The organism is Arthrobacter sp. UYCu723 (assembly GCF_054059215.1).
The window spans coordinates 1,910,796-1,934,606 of sequence record NZ_JBSSBW010000001.1; the positions used below are offsets into that span (position 1 = coordinate 1,910,796).

The 23,811-nt window shown below is 66.2% G+C and carries 21 protein-coding genes and 7 pseudogenes; 9 read left to right on the top strand and 19 right to left on the bottom strand.

Annotated features, from left to right (window positions below; translation table 11 throughout):
* Positions 1–195: 195 nt before the first annotated feature.
* The 13 genes and pseudogenes from ACVWZ8_RS08955 to ACVWZ8_RS09015 all read right to left on the bottom strand — a co-directional run.
* On the bottom strand, positions 196–456 hold the full coding sequence (locus ACVWZ8_RS08955; protein ID WP_456504425.1) for a hypothetical protein: 261 nt from the start codon (positions 454–456) through the stop codon (positions 196–198).
* 212 nt (positions 457–668) lie between these two features.
* A pseudogene (locus tag ACVWZ8_RS08960) lies at positions 669–878 on the bottom strand (IS3 family transposase); the annotation flags it as partial.
* Positions 879–918: 40 nt separating this feature from the next.
* Positions 919–1,110 (bottom strand): annotated as a pseudogene (locus ACVWZ8_RS08965) (IS1595 family transposase); the annotation flags it as partial.
* Positions 1,111–1,131: 21 nt separating this feature from the next.
* Positions 1,132–2,157, bottom strand: coding sequence for an IS30 family transposase (locus tag ACVWZ8_RS08970; protein WP_456504426.1), 1,026 nt, complete (start codon positions 2,155–2,157; stop codon positions 1,132–1,134).
* A 54-nt stretch (positions 2,158–2,211) separates the two neighbouring features.
* Positions 2,212–2,955: pseudogene (locus tag ACVWZ8_RS08975) on the bottom strand (IS1595 family transposase); the annotation flags it as partial.
* Between the two features lie 85 nt (positions 2,956–3,040).
* Positions 3,041–3,358 carry a hypothetical protein gene (locus ACVWZ8_RS08980; RefSeq protein ID WP_456504427.1) on the bottom strand — a complete coding sequence of 106 codons (318 nt, stop codon included), beginning with the start codon at positions 3,356–3,358 and terminating at the stop codon, positions 3,041–3,043.
* Positions 3,355–5,271: a tyrosine-type recombinase/integrase gene (locus tag ACVWZ8_RS08985; RefSeq protein WP_456504428.1), complete on the bottom strand. Its 1,917-nt coding sequence runs from the start codon at positions 5,269–5,271 to the stop codon at positions 3,355–3,357. Before ACVWZ8_RS08985 ends, ACVWZ8_RS08980 begins: the two co-directional genes overlap by 4 nt.
* Positions 5,234–6,316, bottom strand: coding sequence for a tyrosine-type recombinase/integrase (locus ACVWZ8_RS08990; RefSeq protein WP_456504429.1), 1,083 nt, complete (start codon positions 6,314–6,316; stop codon positions 5,234–5,236). The genes ACVWZ8_RS08985 and ACVWZ8_RS08990 overlap by 38 nt, the downstream gene beginning before the upstream one ends.
* An 85-nt stretch (positions 6,317–6,401) precedes the next feature.
* Entirely contained in the window at positions 6,402–7,094 is a 693-nt protein-coding gene (locus tag ACVWZ8_RS08995; protein WP_456505924.1) for an IS3 family transposase, read from the bottom strand.
* Positions 7,095–7,111: 17 nt separating this feature from the next.
* Positions 7,112–7,405 (bottom strand): transposase, encoded by a 294-nt coding sequence (locus ACVWZ8_RS09000; RefSeq protein WP_456504430.1) that lies wholly within the window; start codon positions 7,403–7,405, stop codon positions 7,112–7,114.
* A gap of 271 nt (positions 7,406–7,676) precedes the next feature.
* Positions 7,677–8,783, bottom strand: coding sequence for an FAD-dependent monooxygenase (locus ACVWZ8_RS09005; RefSeq protein WP_456504431.1), 1,107 nt, complete (start codon positions 8,781–8,783; stop codon positions 7,677–7,679).
* A 19-nt stretch (positions 8,784–8,802) separates the two neighbouring features.
* A pseudogene (locus ACVWZ8_RS09010) lies at positions 8,803–9,123 on the bottom strand (NDP-hexose 4-ketoreductase); the annotation flags it as partial.
* 43 nt (positions 9,124–9,166) lie between these two features.
* Positions 9,167–9,607, bottom strand: a pseudogene (locus ACVWZ8_RS09015) (amino acid permease); the annotation flags it as partial.
* Positions 9,608–9,653: 46 nt separating this feature from the next.
* Between ACVWZ8_RS09015 and ACVWZ8_RS09020 the strand changes: the two are divergent.
* Positions 9,654–10,057: pseudogene (locus tag ACVWZ8_RS09020) on the top strand (N-acetyltransferase family protein).
* Between the two features lie 246 nt (positions 10,058–10,303).
* Here ACVWZ8_RS09020 and ACVWZ8_RS09025 read toward each other — a convergent pair.
* Complete coding sequence (locus ACVWZ8_RS09025) at positions 10,304–11,035, bottom strand: TetR/AcrR family transcriptional regulator (protein ID WP_456504432.1); 732 nt, start codon at positions 11,033–11,035, stop codon at positions 10,304–10,306.
* A 117-nt stretch (positions 11,036–11,152) separates the two neighbouring features.
* Between ACVWZ8_RS09025 and ACVWZ8_RS09030 the strand changes: the two genes are divergently transcribed.
* Both ACVWZ8_RS09030 and ACVWZ8_RS09035 read left to right on the top strand, forming a co-directional pair.
* Entirely contained in the window at positions 11,153–11,884 is a 732-nt protein-coding gene (locus tag ACVWZ8_RS09030) for a DUF4386 domain-containing protein (RefSeq protein ID WP_456504433.1), read from the top strand.
* A pseudogene (locus tag ACVWZ8_RS09035) lies at positions 11,881–12,871 on the top strand (NAD(P)-dependent alcohol dehydrogenase). Before ACVWZ8_RS09030 ends, ACVWZ8_RS09035 begins: the two are co-directional and overlap by 4 nt.
* Positions 12,872–12,947: 76 nt before the next feature.
* On the opposite strand, the gene ACVWZ8_RS09040 reads toward ACVWZ8_RS09035, so the two are convergent.
* The 3 genes from ACVWZ8_RS09040 to rraA form a co-directional block, all read right to left on the bottom strand.
* Positions 12,948–14,387, bottom strand: coding sequence for a sugar porter family MFS transporter (locus ACVWZ8_RS09040; RefSeq protein WP_456504434.1), 1,440 nt, complete (start codon positions 14,385–14,387; stop codon positions 12,948–12,950).
* Positions 14,388–14,726: 339 nt separating this feature from the next.
* Positions 14,727–16,388: an MDR family MFS transporter gene (locus ACVWZ8_RS09045; protein WP_456504435.1), complete on the bottom strand. Its 1,662-nt coding sequence runs from the start codon at positions 16,386–16,388 to the stop codon at positions 14,727–14,729.
* Between the two features lie 165 nt (positions 16,389–16,553).
* Positions 16,554–17,030, bottom strand: coding sequence for a ribonuclease E activity regulator RraA (gene rraA, locus ACVWZ8_RS09050; RefSeq protein ID WP_456504436.1), 477 nt, complete (start codon positions 17,028–17,030; stop codon positions 16,554–16,556).
* Between the two features lie 102 nt (positions 17,031–17,132).
* On the opposite strand from rraA, the gene ACVWZ8_RS09055 reads away from it, so the two are divergent.
* From ACVWZ8_RS09055 to ACVWZ8_RS09075, 5 genes are all read left to right on the top strand, one after another.
* A complete protein-coding gene (locus ACVWZ8_RS09055; RefSeq protein ID WP_456504437.1) occupies positions 17,133–18,497 on the top strand; it encodes an MFS transporter in 1,365 nt (454 codons plus the stop codon).
* Positions 18,498–18,678: 181 nt separating this feature from the next.
* Entirely contained in the window at positions 18,679–19,380 is a 702-nt protein-coding gene (locus ACVWZ8_RS09060; RefSeq protein ID WP_456504438.1) for a helix-turn-helix domain-containing protein, read from the top strand.
* Positions 19,381–19,664: 284 nt separating this feature from the next.
* Positions 19,665–20,876: an NAD(P)-dependent malic enzyme gene (locus ACVWZ8_RS09065; protein ID WP_426979648.1), complete on the top strand. Its 1,212-nt coding sequence runs from the start codon at positions 19,665–19,667 to the stop codon at positions 20,874–20,876.
* Positions 20,877–20,997: 121 nt separating this feature from the next.
* Positions 20,998–21,498: a DUF456 domain-containing protein gene (locus ACVWZ8_RS09070; protein ID WP_456504439.1), complete on the top strand. Its 501-nt coding sequence runs from the start codon at positions 20,998–21,000 to the stop codon at positions 21,496–21,498.
* 109 nt (positions 21,499–21,607) lie between these two features.
* The gene (locus ACVWZ8_RS09075; RefSeq protein WP_456504440.1) at positions 21,608–21,964 is read left to right on the top strand and encodes a nuclear transport factor 2 family protein; all 357 of its coding nucleotides are present in this window, start codon (positions 21,608–21,610) and stop codon (positions 21,962–21,964) included.
* Positions 21,965–21,975: 11 nt separating this feature from the next.
* On the opposite strand, the gene ACVWZ8_RS09080 is transcribed toward ACVWZ8_RS09075, so the two are convergent.
* The gene (locus ACVWZ8_RS09080; protein ID WP_456504441.1) at positions 21,976–22,632 is read right to left on the bottom strand and encodes a LysE family translocator; all 657 of its coding nucleotides are present in this window, start codon (positions 22,630–22,632) and stop codon (positions 21,976–21,978) included.
* A gap of 107 nt (positions 22,633–22,739) precedes the next feature.
* On the opposite strand from ACVWZ8_RS09080, the gene ACVWZ8_RS09085 reads away from it, so the two are divergent.
* Positions 22,740–23,192 carry an Lrp/AsnC family transcriptional regulator gene (locus tag ACVWZ8_RS09085; protein ID WP_456504442.1) on the top strand — a complete coding sequence of 151 codons (453 nt, stop codon included), beginning with the start codon at positions 22,740–22,742 and terminating at the stop codon, positions 23,190–23,192.
* A 25-nt stretch (positions 23,193–23,217) separates the two neighbouring features.
* Here the strand turns inward: ACVWZ8_RS09085 and ACVWZ8_RS09090 are convergent, their stop codons facing one another.
* Complete coding sequence (locus ACVWZ8_RS09090; protein WP_354239288.1) at positions 23,218–23,676, bottom strand: Lrp/AsnC family transcriptional regulator; 459 nt, start codon at positions 23,674–23,676, stop codon at positions 23,218–23,220.
* Between the last annotated feature and the right edge of the window lie 135 nt (positions 23,677–23,811).

Below are 23,811 nucleotides of genomic sequence, written 5' to 3' on the forward strand. Positions count from 1 at the left end.
GCGGGCTCCGGCCAGATTCCTGGATGGGGTGACCATCCAGAGGGTGAAGTAGTTGTGCGGGAGCTGCAGCCCGTCGCTGATGTTTTCCAGGAGCCAGTGGGTGGCCAGCGGGTTCCGGCGCAACGTGAACGTCCGCAGCGCCGAGTTCGAGGACTCGGGGCGGATTATCTCCCCTCAAACGCGGCCCGGTGGTGTCTAGGACTCGACGAGCGTCAGGATTGTTTCCGGGCGGACGCCGTCGGACTTCATCGCATCGGCTGCAGCTTCGGACTCCATCATTCGCTGGAACGTATCCATGTCGGGGACTTGGACGATTAGGCCTACACGGTGGGTCTTCGCCGGGTCGATGAACGTTCGAACCGTGATGCCCAGAGGCCCGAAGAGTTCTTCCCGTTTTGGTGAGCTGAGCCAGTGCTCAACGTCGTCGACCTCGTGGAAGATCATTATTGTTGGCATCGTTGCCTCTGCTTTCTGAAGTTGCGTCAGGAGCCGGATTGGAGAGGGACCGCGTTAGGACATCGTGATCACGCTGAACGTACCATGGCCTCGATTGCAGCGATAGGGAAGAGAAACGACGGTGCGGCCCCTCACAAGCCGGCCAGCCCAGAAGATAGTGAAGGTACCATGCGTTCGTCAAGTTTTTGAGACAGTTTCGTCGTTGATTCGGGTTACGCGGCCACGGGTTCGTGGTCGGCGGTCTGATGATTTGCGAGAGCTCTGGCCGGTGGTATGCCGCCGGCCCGGCGGTTGGGCCTGCGGCGGTTGTACCAGCCTTCGATGTAGTCCATGACTGCGGTCCTGGCCGCGAGCCTGCTGGCGAAGGTGTGGTGGTGGTACATCTCCGTCTTCAGGTGCGAGAAGAAATTTTCGGCCACGGCATTGTCCCAGCATTAGCCGGCTAGTGGGTATCCGGTTAGCTCAGGTTGTGCTTTTCGACCCCGGACCGTGGGCGACGATTTGGCGATAGGTGGCTGGCGCCTGCTGTGCGCCGAGACCGAGCAGGGATTGGAAGGCCGCCATGGGTGTGCTGCGCCGGTTGTAGCGGAACGTGAACTCGTCGAGGTACACCTGCAGGTGTTCATTGCCCACGGAGCGGTGGGTTCCCCGCAGCTATGGGCGGTGTCAACTCGTCTAAGCAACGTTGTCGTTGAGTAGCTTGTTGAATACTTCCCGTGGCGTGTAGAAGCCTAGAACTTTTCGTGGGCGGTCGTTGAGTTCGTCGGCGATGGAGTCCAGGTAGGGCTGGTGACTGGTCAGCTCTGTGCCCTTGGGGAGGTACTCGCGGATGAGCCCGTTGGTGTTCTCATTCGTTGGCCGCTCCCATGGTGAATGCGGGTGGGCGAAGTAGACGGGCAGATCCGTTGCCACGGTCAAGGCGGCGTGGCGGGCCATCTCGGTACCCTGGTCCCACGTCAGGGAGCCACGCATCAGGGCCGGCAGATCGTGGACCCGGTCAATGAGAACGTCCGCCAGGCCGTGTGCCTTCTTACCTTCGGGCAGGCCGAGCATGATCACGAACCGGCTCGATCGTTCCACGAGCGTTGCCACAGCGGATTTACCGCCCTTACCCACGATGAGATCCCCCTCCCACGCGTCAGGAATACGCCGGTCGGTCGCTTCCTCGGGCCGGTCATCGATGCTGACCATCCCGATGATCCGGCCGCCGGTCCGCTCACCCAGGGGCTTACGGCTTTTCCGCTTCGTGCGCTTGGATTGCAGCAGTATCCCGGCCTTGGCCAGCTCGCCTTTAGGCAGGGCGTAGATCCACCTGTAGAGGGCCTCGTGGGAGACGGTAGCGCCGTCGGCATCAGGGGATTTGGTCATGATCTCAACGCTGGGCTCTGACGCTTCCAATTGCAAACGCCCAGCGATCTGCCGTGGCGTTCTCGACCTCTTCAAATCAGCGCGAATCCGGGCTTCCAGCACCGGATTCCCATCGATCTTCCGTGTCTGCGGACGCGACCTCCGCTTCTCCGCGTTCACGTCCGCCGTGACCGGCCGGTATGCCCGCGTCTTCGTGGAATTGCGGCGTCGCTCCCGCCACACGATCGTGTGATCACGGCCAATATCCGCACCGATCCGCCGGTCCGTCCAGCCCGCCTTGATGCCTACCGCAATATCCGCCCTGTCAGACATCGCCAACGCCCTGCGAACCACCAGCAACTCCCACCGCTCAAACCAATGTTGTTGCTACGACGGTATGACACCGCCGCTGATGGCGCGGTGCACGCGGGGAAGGACAAGGTCGGGGTCGCCGGCTCTTTTGGCGGCCCGCTGGGATCGCGGGCGGTGGTCGTAGCCTTTGTTCCTCAACGGGACGTACCCCATCCAGCCGTCGGTGTGCACGATGGCGCCGGGAGCCACAGTGTCTGTCACGAAAGTGCCCAACGTGTCGCCGGACGCGTTGGGGATCACCTTCATCCGGACGCGTCCGGAGCCCTGACCACGCACCTCCACCGCCACGACTATCTGCGCGGCCCGGGCCGTGAGATTTCTGCCGCCGCGCCGGCCCACCTCCGGGCCGCCGACTTCGCATTCGTCCACCTCTACCTCGCCGGTCAGCAGGGTGCGTTCGGGGTTGACCATGGCGCGGCGCAGTTTGTGGAGCATGGTCCAGGCCGTCTCGTAGCGGCTGAGTCCGAGCTGGCGCTGCAGCTGCCTGGCCGAGATCCCCGGAGTTCCCGTCGTCATCAGGTAGGCCGCCCAGAACCACAAATGCAGTGCAGTGTGGGTCTTGTGGAGCACGGTACCGGCTGTCAGCGAAACCTGGTAACGGCATGCGGCGCATTCCCACAGCCCCCGCGCCGCCACGGGCCAGGCGGACTCCCCCTTGCACCGGGGACACGAATAGCCATCCGGCCAGCGGCACTCAAACAGATAGCCCAGGCAAGCCTGCTCGTCGCCGAATCTCGCCTGGAACTCCAGAATCGTCTTCGGAAAGTCCGGTCTCGACATTTACGCAGTCTACCTGAGCTAACCGGATACCCACTAGCCGGCTAATCCGGGTCTGGAATTGTCCGCTGTCGTCCTTTTTTGGTCGCTATTTTTTGGTCTTGGTCGTGGTGTTGACTCGTTCGAGCCGGCGGAGGCGTTCCTCGTGTTGCCGGGCGCGGTCGGCTACGGCTTCGAGGCTGGCGCGCAGCTGGGCGATCTCGATGCTCAGCCCGGAGAGCGTTGGTCCTTGAACACCACGGAGCCGGTATTCCTGGATCAGGGCCCGCAGTTCCGGGGTGCGGTAGAGGGTCGCCCGGGAAATCCCGGTCGCTGCCGCGGTGGCGGTGAACGTCACGGGTTGTCCGTTTGCCACTCTCTGCTCGAGGGCTTGTTCGACGCGGGCCACGAAGGTGTTTTGGCTCATCCGGTGTGGGCTTCGCTGATGAGGATGTCCAGCTGTTCGACGAGTTTTTGGTGCCGTTGGGCTTCGCTGCTCCAGCCGCGTGCTGCGGCGTCGCGGGCGAGTATTTCGGCGTCGTTGCGTTGGGCGGTGAGTACCGGCAGGTGGGTGTTGTCGGTGCGGTAGCTGGGGCAGTGCTCGCAGATGTTGGCGTAGGGGCACGCTTCCTGGGCGGGTGCGCGCAGGCAGTATCCGCCGGCCATGCGCGCTTTGATCATGGGGGTCTCGCGCCAGTCCCCGTTGGTGATATCGACCAGAGGCAATGTCCTGCGTCCGGTGGGCAACGGGCCGATCCGGGCCTTGGCCATGTCCAGGGCGCGTTCGTATTCGGTTCTGACCGTGCTGTCGAAAAGCCGGCCGTAGCGCAGGCTCATCTCGGCGGAGACGTGCCCCAGCAGCGCCATCAGTGCCTGGAGGGAGACCCCTGCGTTGATCAGGGCGGTGGCATAGGTGTGGCGGAGCTGGTGAGTGGTGATGTGGCCGAGTCCGGCTGCCTGGGCGGCACGGGCCAGTTCGGTCCGGAGGGCGTTTTGCCCCAGCCGGTGGCCGTGGTGGGTGAAGAGGAAATCCGCCGGCCGTCCGGTCCTTGGGTGTGGGATGGGCCTGCCCGGTGAGCGGGTGATGCTGATCCGGTCCAGCACTTCCAATGCATCATCGTCAAGGGGGACCATCCGCTCGGTGGCGAGTTTGCCCAGCGGGACCTTGAGCCAGGACCCTTGGCCGGGGACCTCGTGCACGCAGTCCATTTCAAGGTCCAGCAGTTCCCCGATCCGCAGCCCGGCGGCGCGTTGGAGCAGCAGTGCGTCCGCGGTGAGCCGGTTTGGCGAGCGGATGAGCTCGGCGGTCAGGGCGCGGTCCGCATCCGGGGGCAGATAACGCGGTAGGGGCCGCGGCAGCCGCGGGATGTCGGAGCGGAAGAGCAACCGCCGGGTTGGCGCATCGGGCCAGCCCCATTCCGTGATCTCCGTCAGGAAGTTGGCCACGGCGTTTACCCTTCGGGACTGCTCGGCGATCGAGAGCCTTCCGCCGCTTTTGGTGTTCTCTGCCAGGGACAGGGCGATCAGATATGGCTCGATATGGCGGCAGCGCTCCAGGCCGTCCGGTCCCGTCAGGGCCGGGTCCAGGTCACTGATCACACGGCCGAAATGGGCCAGCCGGGTGGCGATACCGCTGACGGTCGCGGGGACGCAGGTCACTGACTTGCGCTGCAAATAGCGGACCAACACCTCATGGAGCGGTGACGGGACAGCGGCCATACGCTTATCGAAAGGCAGCCTGGGGTTGGGCCGGGTCGCCGGTGCCGGCAGCACTCCCTGATGGAAGAGTATTTGCCGGGTGCTTTGGATCAGGCCCCGGTAGGAGCGCGCGCTGCGGCCGGTGCGGTCCTGGCGCTCGTGGCAGGCCTTTTCAAGCTCGTCGACGTCGGCATCCGTGAGGGTGTCCAGGGTCCGGCCGGTATGGATGAGCAGGCGGCCAATGACCTGTGAGGCCAGTGCCGAGGCGACCCTGTCGCTGAATCCCAGTTCGCCGGCTGCAGTCCTGAACCGGGCCAAATCGGTCTCGAGCCCGGTGCCGATGACTTCGCGCCAGAGGCTGGAGAATTTACGGGCCAACAGGTAGTCGTAGTCCGGCCGCAGGCGGCCGCTGACCATCAGGAAGGTCACGAACGGTTTCGTGGCGTTGTTCGCTGCCAGCTGCAGGTGCAGCGGCCGCAGCGCCCAGTCCTGGACGTGGGGCCAGCGGGCCACGAACGTTTTGGCCGCGGTGGTGTAAGCAGTGTTTCCCCGCCCGGTCAGGGAAAGGTGAGCGGCGTAGGAGGCCAACAGTGCAGCCGGCGGATCAGTCGCGTTGATGTTGACGGGCGCGGGCAGCATCATATTCGGCTTTCACATGGGTGGGGGCCAGATGAATATAGCGGGCGGTGGTATCAACATGGGTGTGTCCGAGCAGGGCCTGCATCACGGCAAGATCCACGCCGGCCTCTGCCAGAGCGGTGCCAAAAGTATGGCGCAGGGCATGTGGATTTCCGGCCTGAACACCGGATACCTCACGGTGGTACCGGAAGATGGTCCGCAACCCGGCAGCCGTCAGTGGCTGGCCGCGGGTCGGTCCCTTGGCCACGATGAACAGGTAACGGCTTGTGGTTTCGGGCCGTTCGGCCAGCAGATAGGTCTGGATCACCCCGGCGACGTCGACATCGAGAGGAACCCGGCGCTCCTTGGCGCCCTTGCCCTGGACCAGCAGCCAGCGGCCGCCGATATCAACATCGCCCACCTGCAAGGTAAGCACCTCGGCCGAGCGCAGCCCGCAAAAGAGCATCAGCCCGGCAATGGCACGGTCCCGCCAGCAGTGCAGGCTGGCCAGAAGGTCCGCGGATTCGCTGCGCTTCAGGGCCCGTGGGAGCCGGCGTGGTTCGCGGAGCCGCAACACGGACCTTGGCTTCGGCTTTGCCACGTGGGCGAGCAACCCGTTGCGTTCCCCGGCAGCCGGCCGGCGGGCCTCCTTGCCCCTCGGGACCGGGTTCTTCAGCTCCGGATTGCGCATGATCAGAAACGTGTAGAGGCCTGAGATGGCGGCGAGGCGTTGGTTGATTGTTGTGGGCGCGTACCTGTCCGGCCGCCGGCCCTGCAAGGTGACAACGTTAGGGCCTGGTCTGCCGGGAACCTGGGCCTGGCGGCACGCCGATAAATAGTTGAGCAGGTCATCGGTGCCAACAGACGAGAGCTCAATATCCTGTTCCCTGAGCCAACGGCAAAAAGCGAGCAGATCATAGCCGTAGGTCCGTACGGTTCGCGGCGAGTAGTTCCGGTCGCCCAGATATCCCAGATACTCGTTGACCGGACCGAAACGACCGGCGCCGGCTCCTGCCAGCCGCCACTGCCCGTCACCGGGTTCCAACCGCAAATCCCTGCCGGTCTCCATGACACAGAAGTATCCGCTCCGTCCCGACCGAAACGGGCGACATCCCCGCCGGCGTGTCGCAGCAGAACCGCTCCGAAACAACCGATTAGCCGGTTAAGAGGCACACGCCGACCTCGCCCATGGACTGGGTGACGCCGTTCCCGCCACACCATTTTTGGAATTCGGACGAGGTGTACTGCGAGCCTCTGTCGGAGTGAAAGACTGCTCCGTCGGCAGCGAGGCGGCCGTGATCGCGGGCCATGGCCAGGGCATCCGTGCACAGGCTGGCGCGCATGTGTCCGGCCATCGACCAGCCAATGACCATGCCGGTGCACAGATCGATCACGGTGGCCAGGTACAGCCATCCCTCGCCGGTGCGCAGGTACGTGATGTCCCCGCACAAGCGGGTCCCGGGCACCGTGGACGTGAAATCGCGTTGACCGTTTTCGTCGAGCATGTGGTTGCGGATGTGCGCGGTCTTCGCCTGCGGATCCTGCTCGGTGGTCTTCTTCCAGGCCCGGGTCCGGGCGGCCCGCAGACCGTGCTCACGCATGATGGCCCCGACCGTGGGCGCGGATACTGCCACGCCCTTCGCGTTGAGCATCAGGGCCAGTTGGTCCCTGCCGGCCCGGCCTTCTTCCTTCTTGAACAGGTCAGTGACCTCGGTGACCAGCTTCTGGTGACGCACCGCCCGAGGGGACGGGCCCTTGGGGTTGCGCCACCGGTAGAACGAGGCCCGGGAAACCTTCAGGGCACGGCACAACCAGGCAATCGGATGGTTCGCCTTCTGAGCTTCGATGAACTCGTAGAAATCCTCTACCGTTGCTTCGCTGCAAAGAAGGCGCTGACTTTTCCCAGGAAATCGTTCTCCTGCTTCAGCTTGGCGATCTCGGCCAACGCCTTCTGGTGCTCATCCCAGGACACCGGCGCCTTTTCCTCCCCGCTGAACCGCTCCGGATGATCCGCCCGGTACGTCCGCACCCAGTTCCCCAGCGTTCCCTCGTTGACGCCGATATCGACGCATACCTGAGCGATCGGCCGGCCCGAGGAGATCACCAGCTCGACGGCATCATCCTTGTACTGCTGCGTGTACTTCTTACGTTCGGTCATGCGAGAAAGGACTCCTAACAAGCTGTCTCACAAAACCATACGGCCGCAGGGTTCTCATGGCGCTCATGTTCACCGGGCGCATCGGGACCATCACCGTCGCCTCCGCCCTCGCACTGTCCTCACGGCCCCGCCTGTACCAACTCCCCGAAGAACGACCCATTATCGGCTGACACCTGATGCGGCACGCCAGATGACCCGCCGCACCCACTCCACGTCCCATTCAGAACAGGACAGTATCCCTAGATGACGGTCGCGACTGGGGGTGCGATCCTCAGCGCGGGAGCAGCCCGGCGGTGAGGTTGCGGGCAATGAGGCCCGTGCGGGTCGCGGGGACGAGCAGCGCGGCGGCCAGATTATGGCCGCGCTGGCGCGAGCTGGCCAGCTTGCGGTGGCGGGCTTCGTATCCGCGCAGCGCCGTGGTGGGGTCCTCAGGGGTAGCGGCCATGGCGTCGGCCAGGGTGGTGGCGCCGGTCATGGCGAGGCTGGACCCGTCGCCGAACAACGATACGCAGGACGCGGCGTCACCCAGCAGCGTCACCCGCCCCCGGGACCAGGCAGGCAGCCGGACCTGGCTGACGGAGTCGAAATACAGGTCCTTGGCGGTGCGCACCTGCTCGGGCAGGTCGGGCAGCTCGGGCACGGGCCAGTCGTGCGCGGTGTAGGCGTCGAGAACGATCCGTTGCTGGGTCCGGGTGTCTCGATAGTCCAGGCCGGGCGGGCCGCGGAAGATGAAGCCGGCCCCGGCGGTTCCGCGTACCGGATGGATGGTCAGCGACAGGCCCGGCTGGTTGTACATGAGCACCGTTCCGGGGTCGGCAGCGGGGCGACCGAGCGATAGCGTGGCGATGTAGAGGCCGAGATGGCGGACGAAACCGTTTTCGGGGCCGAACACCAGGGCCCGCACCGTGGAGTGCAGTCCGTCGGCGCCGACGACCAGGTCGAACCGACGCGGGGCCGCCCGCTCAAAGGTGACGTCGACGCCGCCGTCATCCGCCCGCAGGGCGGTGATCGAGTCCCCGAACAGGAACTCGACATCATCGTTCGCGGCCTCACAAAGGATGGCCGCGAGGTCGGCCCGGGGTATCTCAACGTCATCGCCCCGGGGCCGGCCGAGCCGCAGCGGGCCGGCCCGACGCCCGGATGCGGTCACGAAAACCAAGCCCGGCGCGTGCGTGGCGGCCTCGTGCAAGCGTGGCAGGACGCCCATCCGCCGGGCCACCTCGGTGGCCGCGCCGTGCACGTCCACCGGGCTGCCGCTGGAGCGCAAAGCCTGGGCGCGTTCGACGACCGTCGGCTGGAACCCGTGGCGCGCCAACCAATATGCCAGGGTCGGGCCTGCGATGCCCGCCCCGCAGATCAACACGGTGCGTTGTCCCATGCCCGTCAGTTTAACGGGAACGACACGGCCGGGCACCCATCGCGGGGTCGCAGCCGCGGGTTGCCAGGAGTACCTTGGCCGCGGTCGTGAGCTCGATGCCCATGTCCTTGTCCGCCAGTCGCTTCTCCAGCCGTCCGACGAACTGTCCACGATCTCGATGATCTCGTCCTGGGTCAGCTGGGGGAAGACCACAACGTCGTCAACACGGTTCAGGAACTCGGGGCCGAAGTGCTGCCTGAGCTCCTCAGGTTACGCGGGCGCGCCTCCGGTTGTAACCGGTTTGCGTTTCCGTGCCGGGCTGGAAGCCGGTGGCCACGCTCTTCGAGATGTCGCGGTCGCCGAACAGTAACGCTCCTTAGCGCTACTTTTCCGCGGAATGGTCCTCGACCCCCGTGCAGCGGCGTACGGCGGACGGCGGCGTGGGCTCCGCCCAGGACCGCAAACCAGGCCGGCGTGACCAGCAGCGCGGTGAGGGTGTCCGGTTGGGTGGTCAGGGCCCAGATCAGGAACGCGAAGAACGCGAAGACCACCCAGACCATGGGGATGCCGCCGGGCATCTTGAGCGGCGATGCCCCGTGCAGCTCCGGCCGGCGCTTCCGGAACGCGAGGTAGCTGGCCAGGATGATGGACCAGACGAACATGAAGCAGACGGCGGACACGGTGGTGACCATGTCGAACGCGACGCCGACGTCCTTGCCGGCGTAGAGCAGGGCCACGCCGGCGAGCAGCAGCACGCAGGTGAGGAACAGGGCGTTCTGCGGGACCTTGCGGGTGGAGAGCCGGCCGAAGAGCTTGGGGGCGTCGCCGTCGTTCGCCAGGCCGTGATGGCAGGCTGGTCAGGTGACTTCAAATTCAAGTGACCGGCCCGCCCTGCTAGCATTCGGCCCGCTCGTGGACGCCGACGGCGGATCGTTCCGCCTCCGCACCGCGGAACGGGAGGACCTGCCGGCCATTCTCCGGCTGCTGGCCGAAGACCGCTTGGGGTCGCGCCGCGAGGACCCGTCCGATCTCACCCCGTACGTGGCCGCGTTCGAGGCGATCGACGCCGATCCGGCCCACCTGCTGATGGTGGGGGAGTGGACGTCCGGGTTGCGGGGGAGCTGCGGAGCCACGGCGTGGGCGCCGCGATGGTGCAGTGGGCCATCGACGAATCCCGGCGCCGAGACTGTTCCCTGATGCAGCTCACCACGGACAAATCCCGCACGGGCGCCCACCGGTTCTACGAGCGGCTGGGCTTCACGGCAAGCCATGAGGGGATGAAGCTGGTCCTCTGAGCACCTTGGCCCTTGGACCCCGGCGGCTCGGGCATCTTCGACCGGGCGCTCGGGGAGTACGGGGCACGAGCAACCGAACGCTTCGTCAGCGGACCCTACCAACTCGAAGTACTCAGCGGGATCAGCCACTGGATTCCCGAACATGCGCCGGATCAGGCCGCGGAGCACATCTTGCGGCATCTCAATCGCTTCTCCTAGCAGATATAGTCCGCACCGTTTTCCAGGCGTGAGACTGGGAACCACAGGCTATCCCCGCTCCGGCCTCGCGTGCTTCGACGTCCAGGCCTGCCTGTGGAGTCGCTCGAATCCGTCCAGAAGGAGATCGAGAGTGAACTCGAACTCAAACTGGTCATCGCAGCCGTGTCCGACGACCGAGTCATCGTCGTGCCTGGCGGCCGTGGCAATCTGCAGAATGTTCGGATACAGCACGGACATCTGCTGGAACCTGACGGCCTGCACATCCGGCGGCATCTCAGCCTGAGCTTCACCGTCCGGACTAGCTGTCGAATCGAACAGTTCCTGCGTAAACCCCCACATCCGGCTCCCGATGGCATGCATGACGTGGTGTGTGAGATCGACCGAGACGCCGCCGGCCAGGAACATGCCAATGAACGAGTCCATGTACTCAAGTACGGCAGGGGTCTGATTGGTGCGGGTCTCGAGGACCTGACGGGCCCATTTGTGGCGCTGGAGCATGGACCTCGCCGAGAGCACTCTAAGCCGGACTGCGCTCCTCCAGTCTGTACCGCCGACTGCCGGATCGATCTCGCCGACGATGACTTCAACCATGCCATCGAGAAGTTCTTCCTTATTGGCTACGTGCTTGTAGAGCGCCATCGGTACGACGTCGAGTTCCTGGGCGAGCCTGCGCATGCTGAGCGGGCCGATACCCACCTCGTCGGCGAGCAAGACGGCTGCCCGCAGCACCCGGTCCCGGTTCAGGCGCACTCGCCGTCCCACTTCAATCTGCTGAGCCAATTTCCCCACTTCCCGTCGATTCCAATCTACGCCATTGACAGGTGTACGTCATACACCTTAGTGTCATATTCACTAGGTGTACGTCGTACACCTCAGGCGCGAACTAAGGAGTTTCCCATGAAAGCAACAAGGCGAGCCGCCGTCGTCACCGGCGTGTTCTTCCTCCTCACCGAGATCGGCGCAATCGCCGGCATGATCCTCTACGGTCCTCTGCTGACAGGGACTGACTACATCGTCAGCACGGGCAACGACACCAACGTGCTGCTGGGTGCATTCTTCGAAGTGATCCTGGCCATCTCCAACGTCGGGACGGCGGTTGCGGTGTACCCGGTCGTCAGGCGGCACAATGAGTCCTTCGCCCTGGGCTACCTGAGCGCCCGCCTCCTTGAGGCCGCCGTCATCGTTGTCGGCATCATCAGCCTCCTCACCGTCGTGACTCTGAAACAGGATCTGGCCGGTACGGCCGACGCCGATGCAGCCACGCTCGTCACCGTCGGCAGGTCACTCCTGGCCATCCATGAGTGGACCTTCCTGTTCGGGCCGAACTTCGCGCTGGGAACCGCCACATTGCTGCTGGCGACCCTGATGTTTACGTCCCGCCTCGTGCCCCGCACCATCGCCGTGCTGGGCCTCGTCGGTGGCGCGCTGGTCTCCGTCTCGGCAATCGCCGTGATGTTCGGAGCATACGAACAGCTCTCCACCTTTGGGTTCCTGGTGGCGCTTCCGGTGTTCGCCTGGGAGGTCTCCCTCGCAATCTGGCTCATTCTGAAAGGTTTCTCCCCCTCGGCTCTAGCCGGGATCAGCACCCCGCGGGCCGGTACCGCCGTCGTCGCAGGAGTTTCACGATGAGGGCCGCCACCTACCGGCAGTTCGGCCCTCCGGAGGTCGTCCGCATCGAGGAGACCCCCAAACCCGCACCGCGCCCCGGTGAAGTGCTCATCAAAGTCCATGCCAGCACGCTCAGCGCCGCAGACCGCCGCGCCCGCAGCCGCAGCGTTCCCAAAGGACTTCAGGCGTTGGCCGCACTGGCCCTCGGCATCTTCAGGCCCCGGACCCGTGTCCTCGGAATGGATGTTGCCGGCGTAGTAGAGGCCGTGGGCCCGGGCGTGAGCGCATTCACGCTAGGCGATGACGTGGTCGCGATGCTCGGCGCCAGGTTCGGCGGCCATGCCGAGTACGTGTCGGTTCCGCAGGACGGGGCCATCACGTCCAAACCCCGCAACATGGGCTTCGAGCAGGCCGTGACACTGGTTTTCGGCGGACTCACGGCACACGGATTCCTGACCAGAGCAGCCATCAGGCCCGGCGGCACCGTCCTCGTCAACGGGGCCTCCGGTGCCGTGGGTACGGCTGCGGTACAGCTCGCCAAACACCTGAGCGCGCGCGTCACCGCGGTATGCAGCGACGCCAACCGGGACCTGGTCACGTCACTGGGCGCAGAACGGGTGATCGACTACGCCACAGAGGACTTCACCGCCGGGACACAGACCTACGACGTGATCATGGACTGTGTCGGCAACGCCACTTTCGAGCGGGTCGAATCGTCCATCAACCGGGGGCGGGGCTCTGCTGCTCGTCATCGCCGACCTCAGGGCGATCCTTCTCGCGTCCGGCCGGAGCCGGCGAAGCGGAAAACTGGTCACCGCGGGCAACATCAAGTACACCGCTGACGACTTGGCATTCCTCGTCAGCCTCGCGGAAGCGGGCCAGTACCAGGCTGTCATCGACCGGACCTACGAGCTTTCCGACATCGTCGAAGCCCATCGCTTTGTCGACGCGGGACGCAAGAGGGGCAACGTCGTCATTAGGGTTGCAGCCGGCGCAATAAAACGCTGACGGAAAACGCCCATGCTCGGCAGGAACATGGGCGTTAACTGTCGCCTCGGGGGTGGCTCGGGAGGTCGTGGAAAGGTCAGGACCTGGCGGAGCCCTTCGGGACGAACAGGGTATCGGCCTGCTCCAGGGACATGCCGTTGGTCTCCGGCACCTTGAACATCACGAAGAAGAACGACGCCGCCGCGAACAGTGCGTACATGGCGTAGGTCAGCGGGAGGGAGGCGGCGGCCATCACCGGGAAGCTCAGGGTGATGGCGAAGTTGGCGATCCACTGTGCGGCTGCGGCGAGGCCCAGGGCGCGGGCGCGGATGCGGGACGGGAAGATCTCGCCGAGGAGAACCCAGACGAGCGGGCCCCAGGAGGCGCCGAAGCTGATGACGAAGACGTTGGCGGCGACCAGCGCGGCCGGGCCCCAGGCGCCGGGCAGGGAGATCGCGTCCCCGGATCCGGCGGCGGAGCTGAAGGCCAGCGCCATGGTGCCCAGCGAGAGGGCCATGCCGATGGAGCCTGCCAGCATGATGGGACGGCGGCCGATCCGGTCCACCAGGGCGATGGCCACGAGCGTCACCAAAATATTGGTGACGGCGGTGGCCACGGAGATGGTGAGCGAATCCTTTTCCTGGAAGCCCACGGCCTTCCACAGCGTCGTGGAGTAGTAGAAGATCACGTTGATGCCGACGAACTGCTGCAGCACGGACAGGATGATGCCGATCCAGACCACCGGCTGCAGGCCGAGGGCCTTACCGCGCAGGGAGCCCTTCTGGCCCGCGAGATTGTCCTCGTCGATGGCATTTTTGATATCGCGCAGGTGGCGGTCCGTGTCCTCGTTCGGGGCGATCGACTTGAAGACCTTCAGGGCCTCCTCGTCCTTGCCCTGGAAGACCAGGAAACGCGGTGATTCGGGCAGCGTGCAGGCGATCCAGCCGTAGACGACGGCGGGGACGGCCGCGGCCATGAACATCCAGCGCCACGCCTCCATGCCGAACCAGAGGTTCTGGTCCGCGCCGCCGGCCGAGTTCGCGAACAGGGCGTCGGAGAGGAGAGCGGCGAAGATACCGGAGGTGATGGCCAGCTGCTGCAGGGAGGCCAGACGTCCGCGGACGTGGCGGGGCGAGATCTCAGAGATGTACGCCGGGGCGATCACGGAGGCCAGGCCGATGCCCAGCCCGCCGACCAGGCGCCAGAAAATCAGGTCCCAGACGCCGAAGGCGAAGCCGGTGCCGATGGCGCTGATGAGGAACAGCAGCGCGCCGATCTTCATCGCGGGGATCCGGCCGTAGCGGTCGGCGACCTTGCCGGCCAGGTAGGCCCCCGCCGCGCAGCCGAGCAGTGCAATGGCCACGGCGAATCCGGTGACCGCTTCACTCAACGCAAATTCGTCCTTGATGGCATCAACGGCACCGTTCACCACCGAGGAGTCGAATCCGAAGAGGAAGCCGCCCACGGCACCGGCAAGCGCAAGCCACACCACCCGCTGGGGGATCTTGGCGGTGGTTTGCTCCTTGGCGATGGACATGGGGCTCCCTGGGGGTGGGTTGGGTTTGTGCTGTGCGGACGTCGTCGTCGGAAGTCGGCCCTGCTGGCCGGCGCACACGCGCTAAACAGTGTGGCACGTCACCGCCGGCGGTTCCACTTCATTTCCGGACAAGGGCGACGACGGCGAGCCCTGCGTCCGGTGAGCGTCGCCGCTGCGGGGGCCACCCGCCGTCGTACGTTTCTAACGTTTCTGGTGAGCCGTCACATCACGCAGACTTTCACCGGCGCTGAACCGTGGCGGCCCGGATTTCCGGGGGTGCGCAACGGCAGGCAGTCCAAAAGACTGCCTGCCGTGACGTGACTTGGGTAGGGAACCGCCCTAGTGCGTGGCCACGGACTCGGCGCCGGCCTTCGCCGCGGCCTTCGGGTCCGTGAGCTTCTTGTTCGGCAGGGCGAAGCTGATCAGGAACGCGACGCCGGTGAGGACCGCGGCGGTGAGCATGACGGCGTCGATCGACTGGGCGAAGCCCTCGGTGATGGGCCGGGTCAGGGTGGGGTTCGCCGCGTGCAGCCAGCTCGTGTCATTGAGCGAATCGTTGCTCGCGCCGTTCTTGAAGAAGGCGTAGAGCGGGGCGTTGGCTGCGTCGGCGGCCACGGCGGGGTCCTTCAGGACCTTGAGGAAGTCAGCGTTCTGCATGGCGTCCTTCATGCCGCTGGCGACCTTGTCCGCGGCCATGCTGAACAGCATGGAGATGAACACGGCCGTGCCCACGGCGCCGCCCATGGAGCGGAAGAACGCCGCCGAGGACGTGCCCACTCCCATGTCCTTCGCGGGCACCGAGACCTGCATGGCCAGGGTGAGCGGCTGCATGCAGAAGCCCAGGCCCAGGCCGAAGAACACCGCGATGGCGCCCGGGACCCAGAGCGGGGTGTCCACGCCGAGCGAGAGGCCCATGACTGCGGCGGCCGCGGTCAGGACGGCGGTGCCCAGGATCGGGAAGACCCGGTAGGTGCCCGACGCCGAGATGGTCCGGCCCGCGGTGATGGAACCGGTCAGGATGCCCACCGTGAAAGTGATCATCATCAGGCCGGCCTCGGTGGGGGTGAGGCCCTTGACCAGCTGCAGGTACATCGGCAGCATCGCGATGGCCCCGAACATCCCGATGCCGATGATGAAGTTCAGCAGCGAGGACAGGCCGAAGGTGCGGTTCTGGAACAGCCGGAGCGGGATTAGGGCGTAGTCGCCCGCGCGCTTCTCCGCCAGCAGGAACGCCACGATGCCCACAACGCCGAGGCCGATGCAGAGCAGCGAGCTCACGGAGGTCCAGCCCCAGCTGCGGCCCTGTTCGGCCACGAGCAGCAGCGGCACGATCGCCAGCGTGATGGCCGCGGCGCCCCAGTAATCGATCTTCTGCTTCACGTGCTTGGCCGGCAGGTGCAGGTACAGGAACACCACGGCCAGGGCGGCGAGGCCGATGGGCAGGTTGATGAAGAACACCCAGCGCCAGCCGTCGAAGCCCAGGATGTTCGCGGAACCGGCGAAGGCACCGCCCACCACCGGGCCCAGCACCGAGGAGATGCCGAACACGGACATGAAGTAGCCCTGGTATTTGGCCCGGTCCTTCAGGGCCACGATGTCGCCGATGATGGTCAGGGCGAGGGCCAGCAGGCCACCGGCGCCCATGCCCTGGATGCCGCGGGCGATGGCGAGTTCGGTCATCGAGTGGACGGATCCGGCGTACAGCGAACCGGCGAGGAAGATCAGGATCGCGGCGAGGTACAGCGGGCGCCGGCCGAAGATGTCGCTGAGCTTGCCGTACAGCGGGGTGCTCACCGTCGACGTGATGAGGTACGCCGTCGTGGCCCAGGCCTGCAGCGAGAGACCGTCGAGGTCGTTGGCGATGGTGTAGATCGAGGTGGACACGATGGTCTGGTCCAGCGAGGACAGGAACATGCCGAGCATGAGGCCCACCATGACGGTGATGGTCTGACGGTGGGTCAGCACCTCTCCGGCCGAGCGTGCAGAGCTGGTTTTGGACATGGCTGCTCCAGGGGGAAGTTTTTGGGTTCAAGCATGAAAGTTGCTTTCAGTAACTATCTGAGGTGCTGCTTTGTTCCCGCAACCACCGTTGCAGCAAAGATGACGGCCACCTCCCAGCTTCCGCCAGCGCCTCAGTCTTCAGCCCGCGCTCAGCAACCCCCGTTCTCAGCGTTCGACGAGCATGCCGTCCGGGTCGCACCAGATCATGGCACCGGGCCGGATCATCACGCCGTCGATCTCCAGCTCCACGTCGAGATCCCCGGCGCCTGCCTTGGCGCTCTTGCGCGGGTTGCTTCCCAACGCCTTCACCCCCAGCGGGAGTTCCGCGATGGCGGTCCGGTCGCGGATGGCGCCGTTGACCACGACGCCGGCCCAGCCGTTAGTGACGGCGCTCGCCGCGATCATGTCCCCCATCAGAGCCGTGCGCAGCGAGCCGCTGCCGTCGACCACCAAGACAGCGCCGCCGCCCGGGGTGGCCAGGGCCGACTTGACCAGGGCGTTGTCCTCGAAGCAGCGGATGGTCCGGGCCGGGCCGCTGAAGTGCGAGCGGCCACCGAGGGACTGGAACTGAAGGGCCACGGAGTCGAGCTCCTCACCCCGTTCGTCGTAGAGGTCGGCAGTGTTGACGGTGGGTGCGGCCATTGGTGCTCCTTGGACTGGAAAAGGACGGCGGATCTTGATCCCCACGATAGTCTGGCTCCACACTGATCTTCAGCCTGAGTCGTCAGTTCCGGGGGGAACCACATGAGCCTGTCCGATATACCCGGAGCAGCTCCGGATCCTGCCTTCGACGGCACTCCCAACGGCAACGTGAACGGGCACCCGAAAGGCAACCCGAACGGCCATCCCGCCGGAAGCGCGACGGCGGTGGCGCTCGCCGAGCCCGAGCGGCGCGTCCGTCCGGTCTGGATCGCGGGCGTGGTCCTGGTCAATCTCGGCATCAATGCGGCGTTCTTCGGCCCGATCCAGGTGCTGCTCGGCCAGCAGGCGGCGGCGTTCAGTGAAGGGGACAAGGAGGCCATCCTCGCCCTTGTGACCGGCGCCGGTGCCGCGGTATCGCTGGTGGCCAACCCCCTGTTCGGTGCGTTCAGCGACCGCACTACCTCCCGGCTGGGCCGCCGGGTGCCGTGGGTGCTCTTCGGGGCGGTCCTCGGCGCCGCGGCCCTGATCGCGCTGGCGGGGGCGCCGAACGTCGCCGTCATGACGCTGCTCTGGTGCCTCGTGCAGGCCGGCTGCAACGGCGCCTATGCTGCCATCACGGCCGCCATCCCGGACCGTGTGCCGGTCCCGCAGCGCGGCACGGTGGGGGGCCTCGCCGCCATGGGCCAGACCGTGGGGATCCTCATCGGCGCGGTGATTGCCGCCGCCGTCACGGGAAACTTCGCCGCCGGGTACCTCGTCTGCGCGCTGGCACTGCTCGCCGGCGTCGTGCTTTATTTCTTCAAGAACGACGACGTCCCGCTGCCCGCGCAGGCCCGTCCTCCCTTCAGCGTGGCCGGCTTCGCCAAGAGTTTCTGGATTTCCCCGGCGCTCTACCCGGACTTCGCGTGGGCCTGGCTGACAAGGCTGCTGGTCAACATCGGCAACCACATGGTCACGCTCTACCTGTTGTTCTTCCTCAAGGACGCCGTCCACGTCAAAGAAACCCAGGGCATCGAACCGGAATTCGGTGTGCTGATCCTCACGGGCCTGTACGCGGTCATGGTCATCATCACGAGCGTGATCGGCGGCCCGCTGAGCGACCGGATGGGCAAGCGGAAGCCGCTTGTCATCATCTCCTCTGTCATCATCGCGGTGGCCTCGCTCATTCTGGCCTTCGCGCCGACCTGGACCGGGGCCCTGATCGGCGCCTCGGTGCTGGGGATCGGCTTCGGCTGCTACCTGGCGGTGGACTTCGCCCTCATCACCCAGGTGCTCCCCACGGCGCTGAGCCGCGGCAAGGATCTGGGCGTCATCAACATCGCCAACTCGCTGCCCCAGGTGCTCGCGCCGCTCATCGCCTTTCCTTTCGTGACGCTCTGGGGAGGCTACGTTTCGCTCTACGTGGCGGCCGCGGTGATCGGCCTGCTGGGGGCCGTCTTTGTGGTCAAAATCAAGGGCGTTGACTGAACCCTGAACCCCGGCACATTGCGGCCGGGGAGCCAGGTCGTGCTGGCCGGGCGCCCGGTCCGGTGACGTATAGTGGACGGGAATTGCCGCGGCAGCGCTGTGGAGGAACTCCTTGCGGCTGCCGAGAAAAACGACCCCCGGAACGCTGCTGATGCCTGAAAATCACTCAGATCTGCCACCGATGGCCCCTCCGCCCACCCTGCCCCGGCAGCGTCTGCGCTACACCCGGATTCTCGAGGTCGCCGCCGGATTCGTCCGCAAGGGCCTCGACTCCGTGGTCCTGTCCGAGGTCGCGGCGAAGGCCGACGTTCCGCTGGGAACCCTCTACCGCTACTTTCCCTCCGCCACCCAGCTCGTCCTGGCGCTGTACCGCAAGCAACTGGCGGAACTGCACGCCGCGGCGGAGGCGCCGGCCGCCTCCGCGCGGACACGGACTGACCCGCTGACGAGGACTGCTCCGCGTGCGCAAGCGCCCGACGCCGGCGCCCCGGCCGACGCCGGCGCCCCGGCCGGTGTCCGGTCCGACACCCGGGCAGACGCTCCGGCAGCAGGCAGCGTGCCGGCCCAGGCATTGGCCGGGGTGGCGATGGAGATCTTCCACATGCGCCTCATGCAGCCCGCCGTCGAGCAGTGCCTGAGCAAAGCGGTCTACGTGAAGGGCACCGACACCACCCGGCTGCTGCGCGAGATCGACGCGCTGGCGGAGAAGGCCGTCACCGCAGCCAGCGGCGACGCCGCCGTTTCCCGCGTGCTGCTGCAGACCGTCACCGGCCTGGTGCAGTCGGTCCGCTGCCGCCGCCTGTCCCTCTTCGAGGCCGAGGAGGACCTGAAGAAGGCCTGCTCCCTGTTGTCGCGAGCCCGCCAGACCCCGTCACCGGTCTAGACCAGTAACGGCCAAAAGTCACACTTCTCAGCGAAATATGTCACGGCAGCGCGCGGAGAAACGTTTCACCATTTCTTCGCGGTCGTCTCCCGGCACCTTGCCGGCGTGCAGCATTGCTTACCATTGCAGAACCGGAGCGGCCCCGCCGCCAGCAGTTCCCGGAGCTTCACCGCCGGCCCGCCATCCTTGGGCCGCTACCGACGTTCCCCCAGCCCATCTTGAGCATCCCTGTGCTTGAGCTTCCATGAGCCGTGCGCCCACGGTGAGCCCCAGGAGACAACGACGTGTCCACTGAAACGATCATTCCCGCCGATTCCACTTCCCCCGCAGAGCCGGCAGCCGCGCTCAGCGACGAGGAAATCTTCGCATCCCACCAGGGCGGCAAGCTTTCGATTTCCAGCACCGTCCCGCTCGCCAGCAAGCGCGACCTTTCGATCGCCTACACACCGGGCGTCGCGCAGGTCAGCCGCGCCATCGCCGCCGACCCGGAGCTGGCCAAGACCCTCACCTGGGCCCAGCGCCTCGTGGTCGTGGTCAGCGACGGCACGGCCGTCCTGGGCCTCGGCGACATCGGCGCCAGCGCCTCGCTGCCCGTGATGGAGGGCAAGTCCGCCCTGTTCAAGGCCTTCGGCGGGCTCGACTCCATCCCGCTGGTGCTGAACACCACCGACGTTGACGAGATCGTCGAGACGCTCGTCCGGCTGCGCCCGAGCTTCGGCGCCGTCAACCTCGAGGACGTCTCGGCGCCGCGCTGCTTCGAGCTCGAGGAAAAGCTCATCGAGGCCCTGGATTGCCCCGTCATGCACGATGACCAGCACGGCACCGCCGTCGTCGTCCTTGCCGCCCTGACGGGCGCCGCGAAGGTGACCGGACGGGAGCTGGAAGGCCTGCGCGTCGTGATTTCCGGCGCCGGTGCGGCCGGAATCGCCGTCGCCGAGATCCTGCTCACCGCCGGCATCGGTGACGTGGTGCTGCTGGACTCCCGCGGCGTGATCAACAAGGACCGCGCCGACATCGCCGCGGACCCGGCCAGCAAGAAGGCCCAGCTCGCCGCGCGCAGCAACCCCCGCGGCATTTCCGGCGGCCCCGGCGAGGCGCTGCTGGGTGCGGACGTCTTCATCGGCGTCTCCTCCTCCAAGCTGGCCGAGGAGCACCTGAAACTCATGAACCACAGCTCCATCGTCTTCGCCCTGTCCAACCCGGACCCCGAAGTCCTGCCGGAGGTCGCGCGGAAGTACGCGGCCGTCGTCGCCACCGGACGCAGCGACTTCCCGAACCAGATCAACAACGTCCTCGCGTTCCCCGGGATTTTCCGCGGCGCCCTCGACGCCGGCGCCCGCCGGATCACGCCGGCCATGAAGCTGGCCGCGGCACGCGCCATCGCCGCGCTGGCCGAGGACGAGCTCTCCGCGGACTACATCGTGCCCAGCCCGCTGGATCCCCGCGTGGCCCCGGCCGTTTCGGCCGCCGTCGCCGCGGCGGTGGAAGCGGAGTAACCACAACTGAACAGACGACGACGGCGGCGCTTCCTTGGGGGATGCGGCGCCGTTGTCGTCTCCGGCTGTTCGGCGGCCTCTTCGGGGGTCCGCACCATGGCCCGAACCGTAGACTGGGGCGATGAACCCGGAGACAGTTGTGACGGTCCTCTGCGGCCTGGCCATTCTGGTGGGCGTGGCGGGGACCATCATCCCAGTGCTCCCCGGCAGTCTTCTGATCGGCCTCAGCCTGCTGGCCTGGGCGATCTGGGGCGGCGCCGGAACCACCGGCTGGGTAGTGTTCGGCATCGGCCTGGTGTTCGTCCTGGCCGGGATGGCGGCCAGTGCCGTCCTGACCGGACGCAAGCTCAAACAGCACAGCATCCCCAGCCGTTCGGTCGTGGCCGGGCTGGTCCTGGGCGTGGTGGGCATGTTCATCATCCCCGTCGTGGGGCTGTTCGTGGGCTTCGCCGCCGGGCTTCTGCTCAGCGAGCTGCACCGCACCCGCGCCTTCGGCACCGCGGTGGCCTCCAGCTGGGCCGCGCTGAAGGCCACGGGGCTCGGCATGATGGTCGAGTTCGGCCTCGCCTGCCTCGCGGCGAGCACCTGGGTGATCGGCCTCTGGGTGTCGGCCGCCGCCTAAGGCGCCAGCGACGGCGGCTGACGCTGACGTGCTCCCGTCCCAGCTCAGGCCGCATATTCAGGTGCCCGGTACCCTTGCGGGCCCCGGGAACAGGGGGTACAAACAAGGCATGAGAGACGCCGCCGCCCGCTGGGTTCAGCACTACATCACGGCCTGGGGCTCCAACGAGCCGGACGACATCCGGGCACTGTTCACAGAGGACGCCGTCTACTTCACCAGCCCGGATGAGGCGGAGCCGTGGCGCGGGCGGGAGCAGATCGTGGAGCGCTGGCTTGCTGCCCGCGACGAGCCCGGCGACTGGACCTTCGAGTGGAAGCTACTGGCGGTCGACGGCGGCCGGGCCTTCGTGCAAGGCCTCACCACCTACCAGGGGGACCACCGCAGCTACGACAACCTCTGGATCATCCAGCTCACCGCGGACGGCCGTGCGTCGTCCTTCACCGAGTGGTACATGCCGCGCAAGTGACGGGCGGTGGCTCAGCCGCGCGTCAGGACGTGACTCAGCATCGGCACGAGCTGTTCGGAGAGCAGGACGACGCCCAGCACCACCATGATGATTCCGCTGGCGAGGGTCACCCGCCGGGCTGCTCCCGGCCGGGAGTGCAGGAGCTTCCGTGCCAGCAGCGCCACGCAGCTGTAGACCACGGCCACCAGCAGGACGAAGGTCAGGCCCAGCAGCCCGGACTGTACCGGCACCGGCAGGGACGCTTCGGGGCTGACGAACTGCGGCACCAGCGCCACATAGAACAGCAGGCCCTTCGGGTTGATGCCGCTGGTGCCCATGCCCTGGAGGAACGTCCGGAACTGGTTCGCCGGTGCCGTCATGTCAGCGGCACCGCCGCCGAAACTCGCTCCGCGCCAGGACCGGATGGTGGTGACTCCGAGCCACAGGAGGTAGGCAGCCCCGGCCACGGTCAGCCAGCCCAGCACGCCCGGGATGCCGGTGAGCAGGGCGGCCAGGCCCGCCACCAGGAGGACCGTGTGTAGCAGGTAGCCGCCGCAGAGTCCCGCAACGGCAGGAACGAAGCTGCGCTGCCTCAGGCCTGCGGTGATGGAATACGCCCAGTCCACACCAGGGGTGCAGGCGAGTGCGCCGGCGACAACCATGAAGGCAAGAAATAGCTGGGGATTCATGCGGGACTCCTGAGGCGTGGTTACAGGAGAAAGTCTAGGCAAATCGGGGCCACAAGTGTTCGCTTTTTTCGCGGTGAAACGCGTCAGTGCAGTAAGATTATTGCGTAATGGACCACATTGACAGAAATATTTTGCGCCACCTCAAAGAGGACGGGCGCATGACGGCCACGGCACTCGCCGCCAAGGTGGGGCTTACCGTGGCGCCCTGCCATCGGAGGCTCCGTGACCTGGAGGTCTCCGGCGTGATCCGCGGCTACCGGGCAGACATTGACCCCGCCGCCGTCGGACTGGGGTTTGAAGCCATCGTGTTTGTCACCCTGCGGCAGGTGGACCGCGCCACGATGGAGATTTTCGAGAACCGCGTGGCGGACAACCCCAGCATCGTGGAGGCCCAGCGGCTGTTCGGCTCGCCCGACTACCTGCTCAAGGTCATCGCCGAGGACCTGCCCGCCTACCAGCGCTTCTACGACGCCGAACTGACCTCGCTGCCAGGCGTCGAACGGCTGACCTCGACGCTGGTGATGAAGAACCTGAAAACAAATACCGGGCCACCCGTGTAGTCCTGATGGCCTGATGCGGTCCGCCTCAGGCGCCCAGCAGCCCGGTGGTGCGGTACGGGATGACCTCACGGAGGAACATGCTGGTGGAGGTCCGCACAATCCCGGGGCAGAGCCGGATTTCCTCGGAGACCCGGTACAGATCGTCCGGGCTCCGGGCCACCACCCGGATCAGCAGGTCCGTGTCACCGGCCGGCGCGTGGCACTCAAGTACCTCGGGGATGTTCCGCAGTGCGGCGATCGCCTCGTTCAGGTGGCTCTGGTCCAGTTCGGCACTCACCGACGCCGCGACGCCCCGGCCCAGGGAGGACGGCAGCACGCGGCTGCTGTTCGGACGGAGGGCGCCCGACGCCGTCATCCGCTCCAGGCGCGATTGCACCGTTCCGCGCGCCAGGCCCAGTTTCTGGGCGAGCACCATGATCGGCACCCGGGGGTCCTCGTCGAGGGCGACCAGGAGGCGCCGGTCCGTCGCGTCGAGTTCCTGCAAAGTGACCACTTCCTGTCTGTCATCACGGCCTGCATTGGTCAGGCTGACCAGTGTGAGTGGTGTCCGTTGCACCAACTGTAGGGCTTCTGTTGAAATGGTGACAACAAAGGGACAAGGCCACCGCCGGATCCCAAT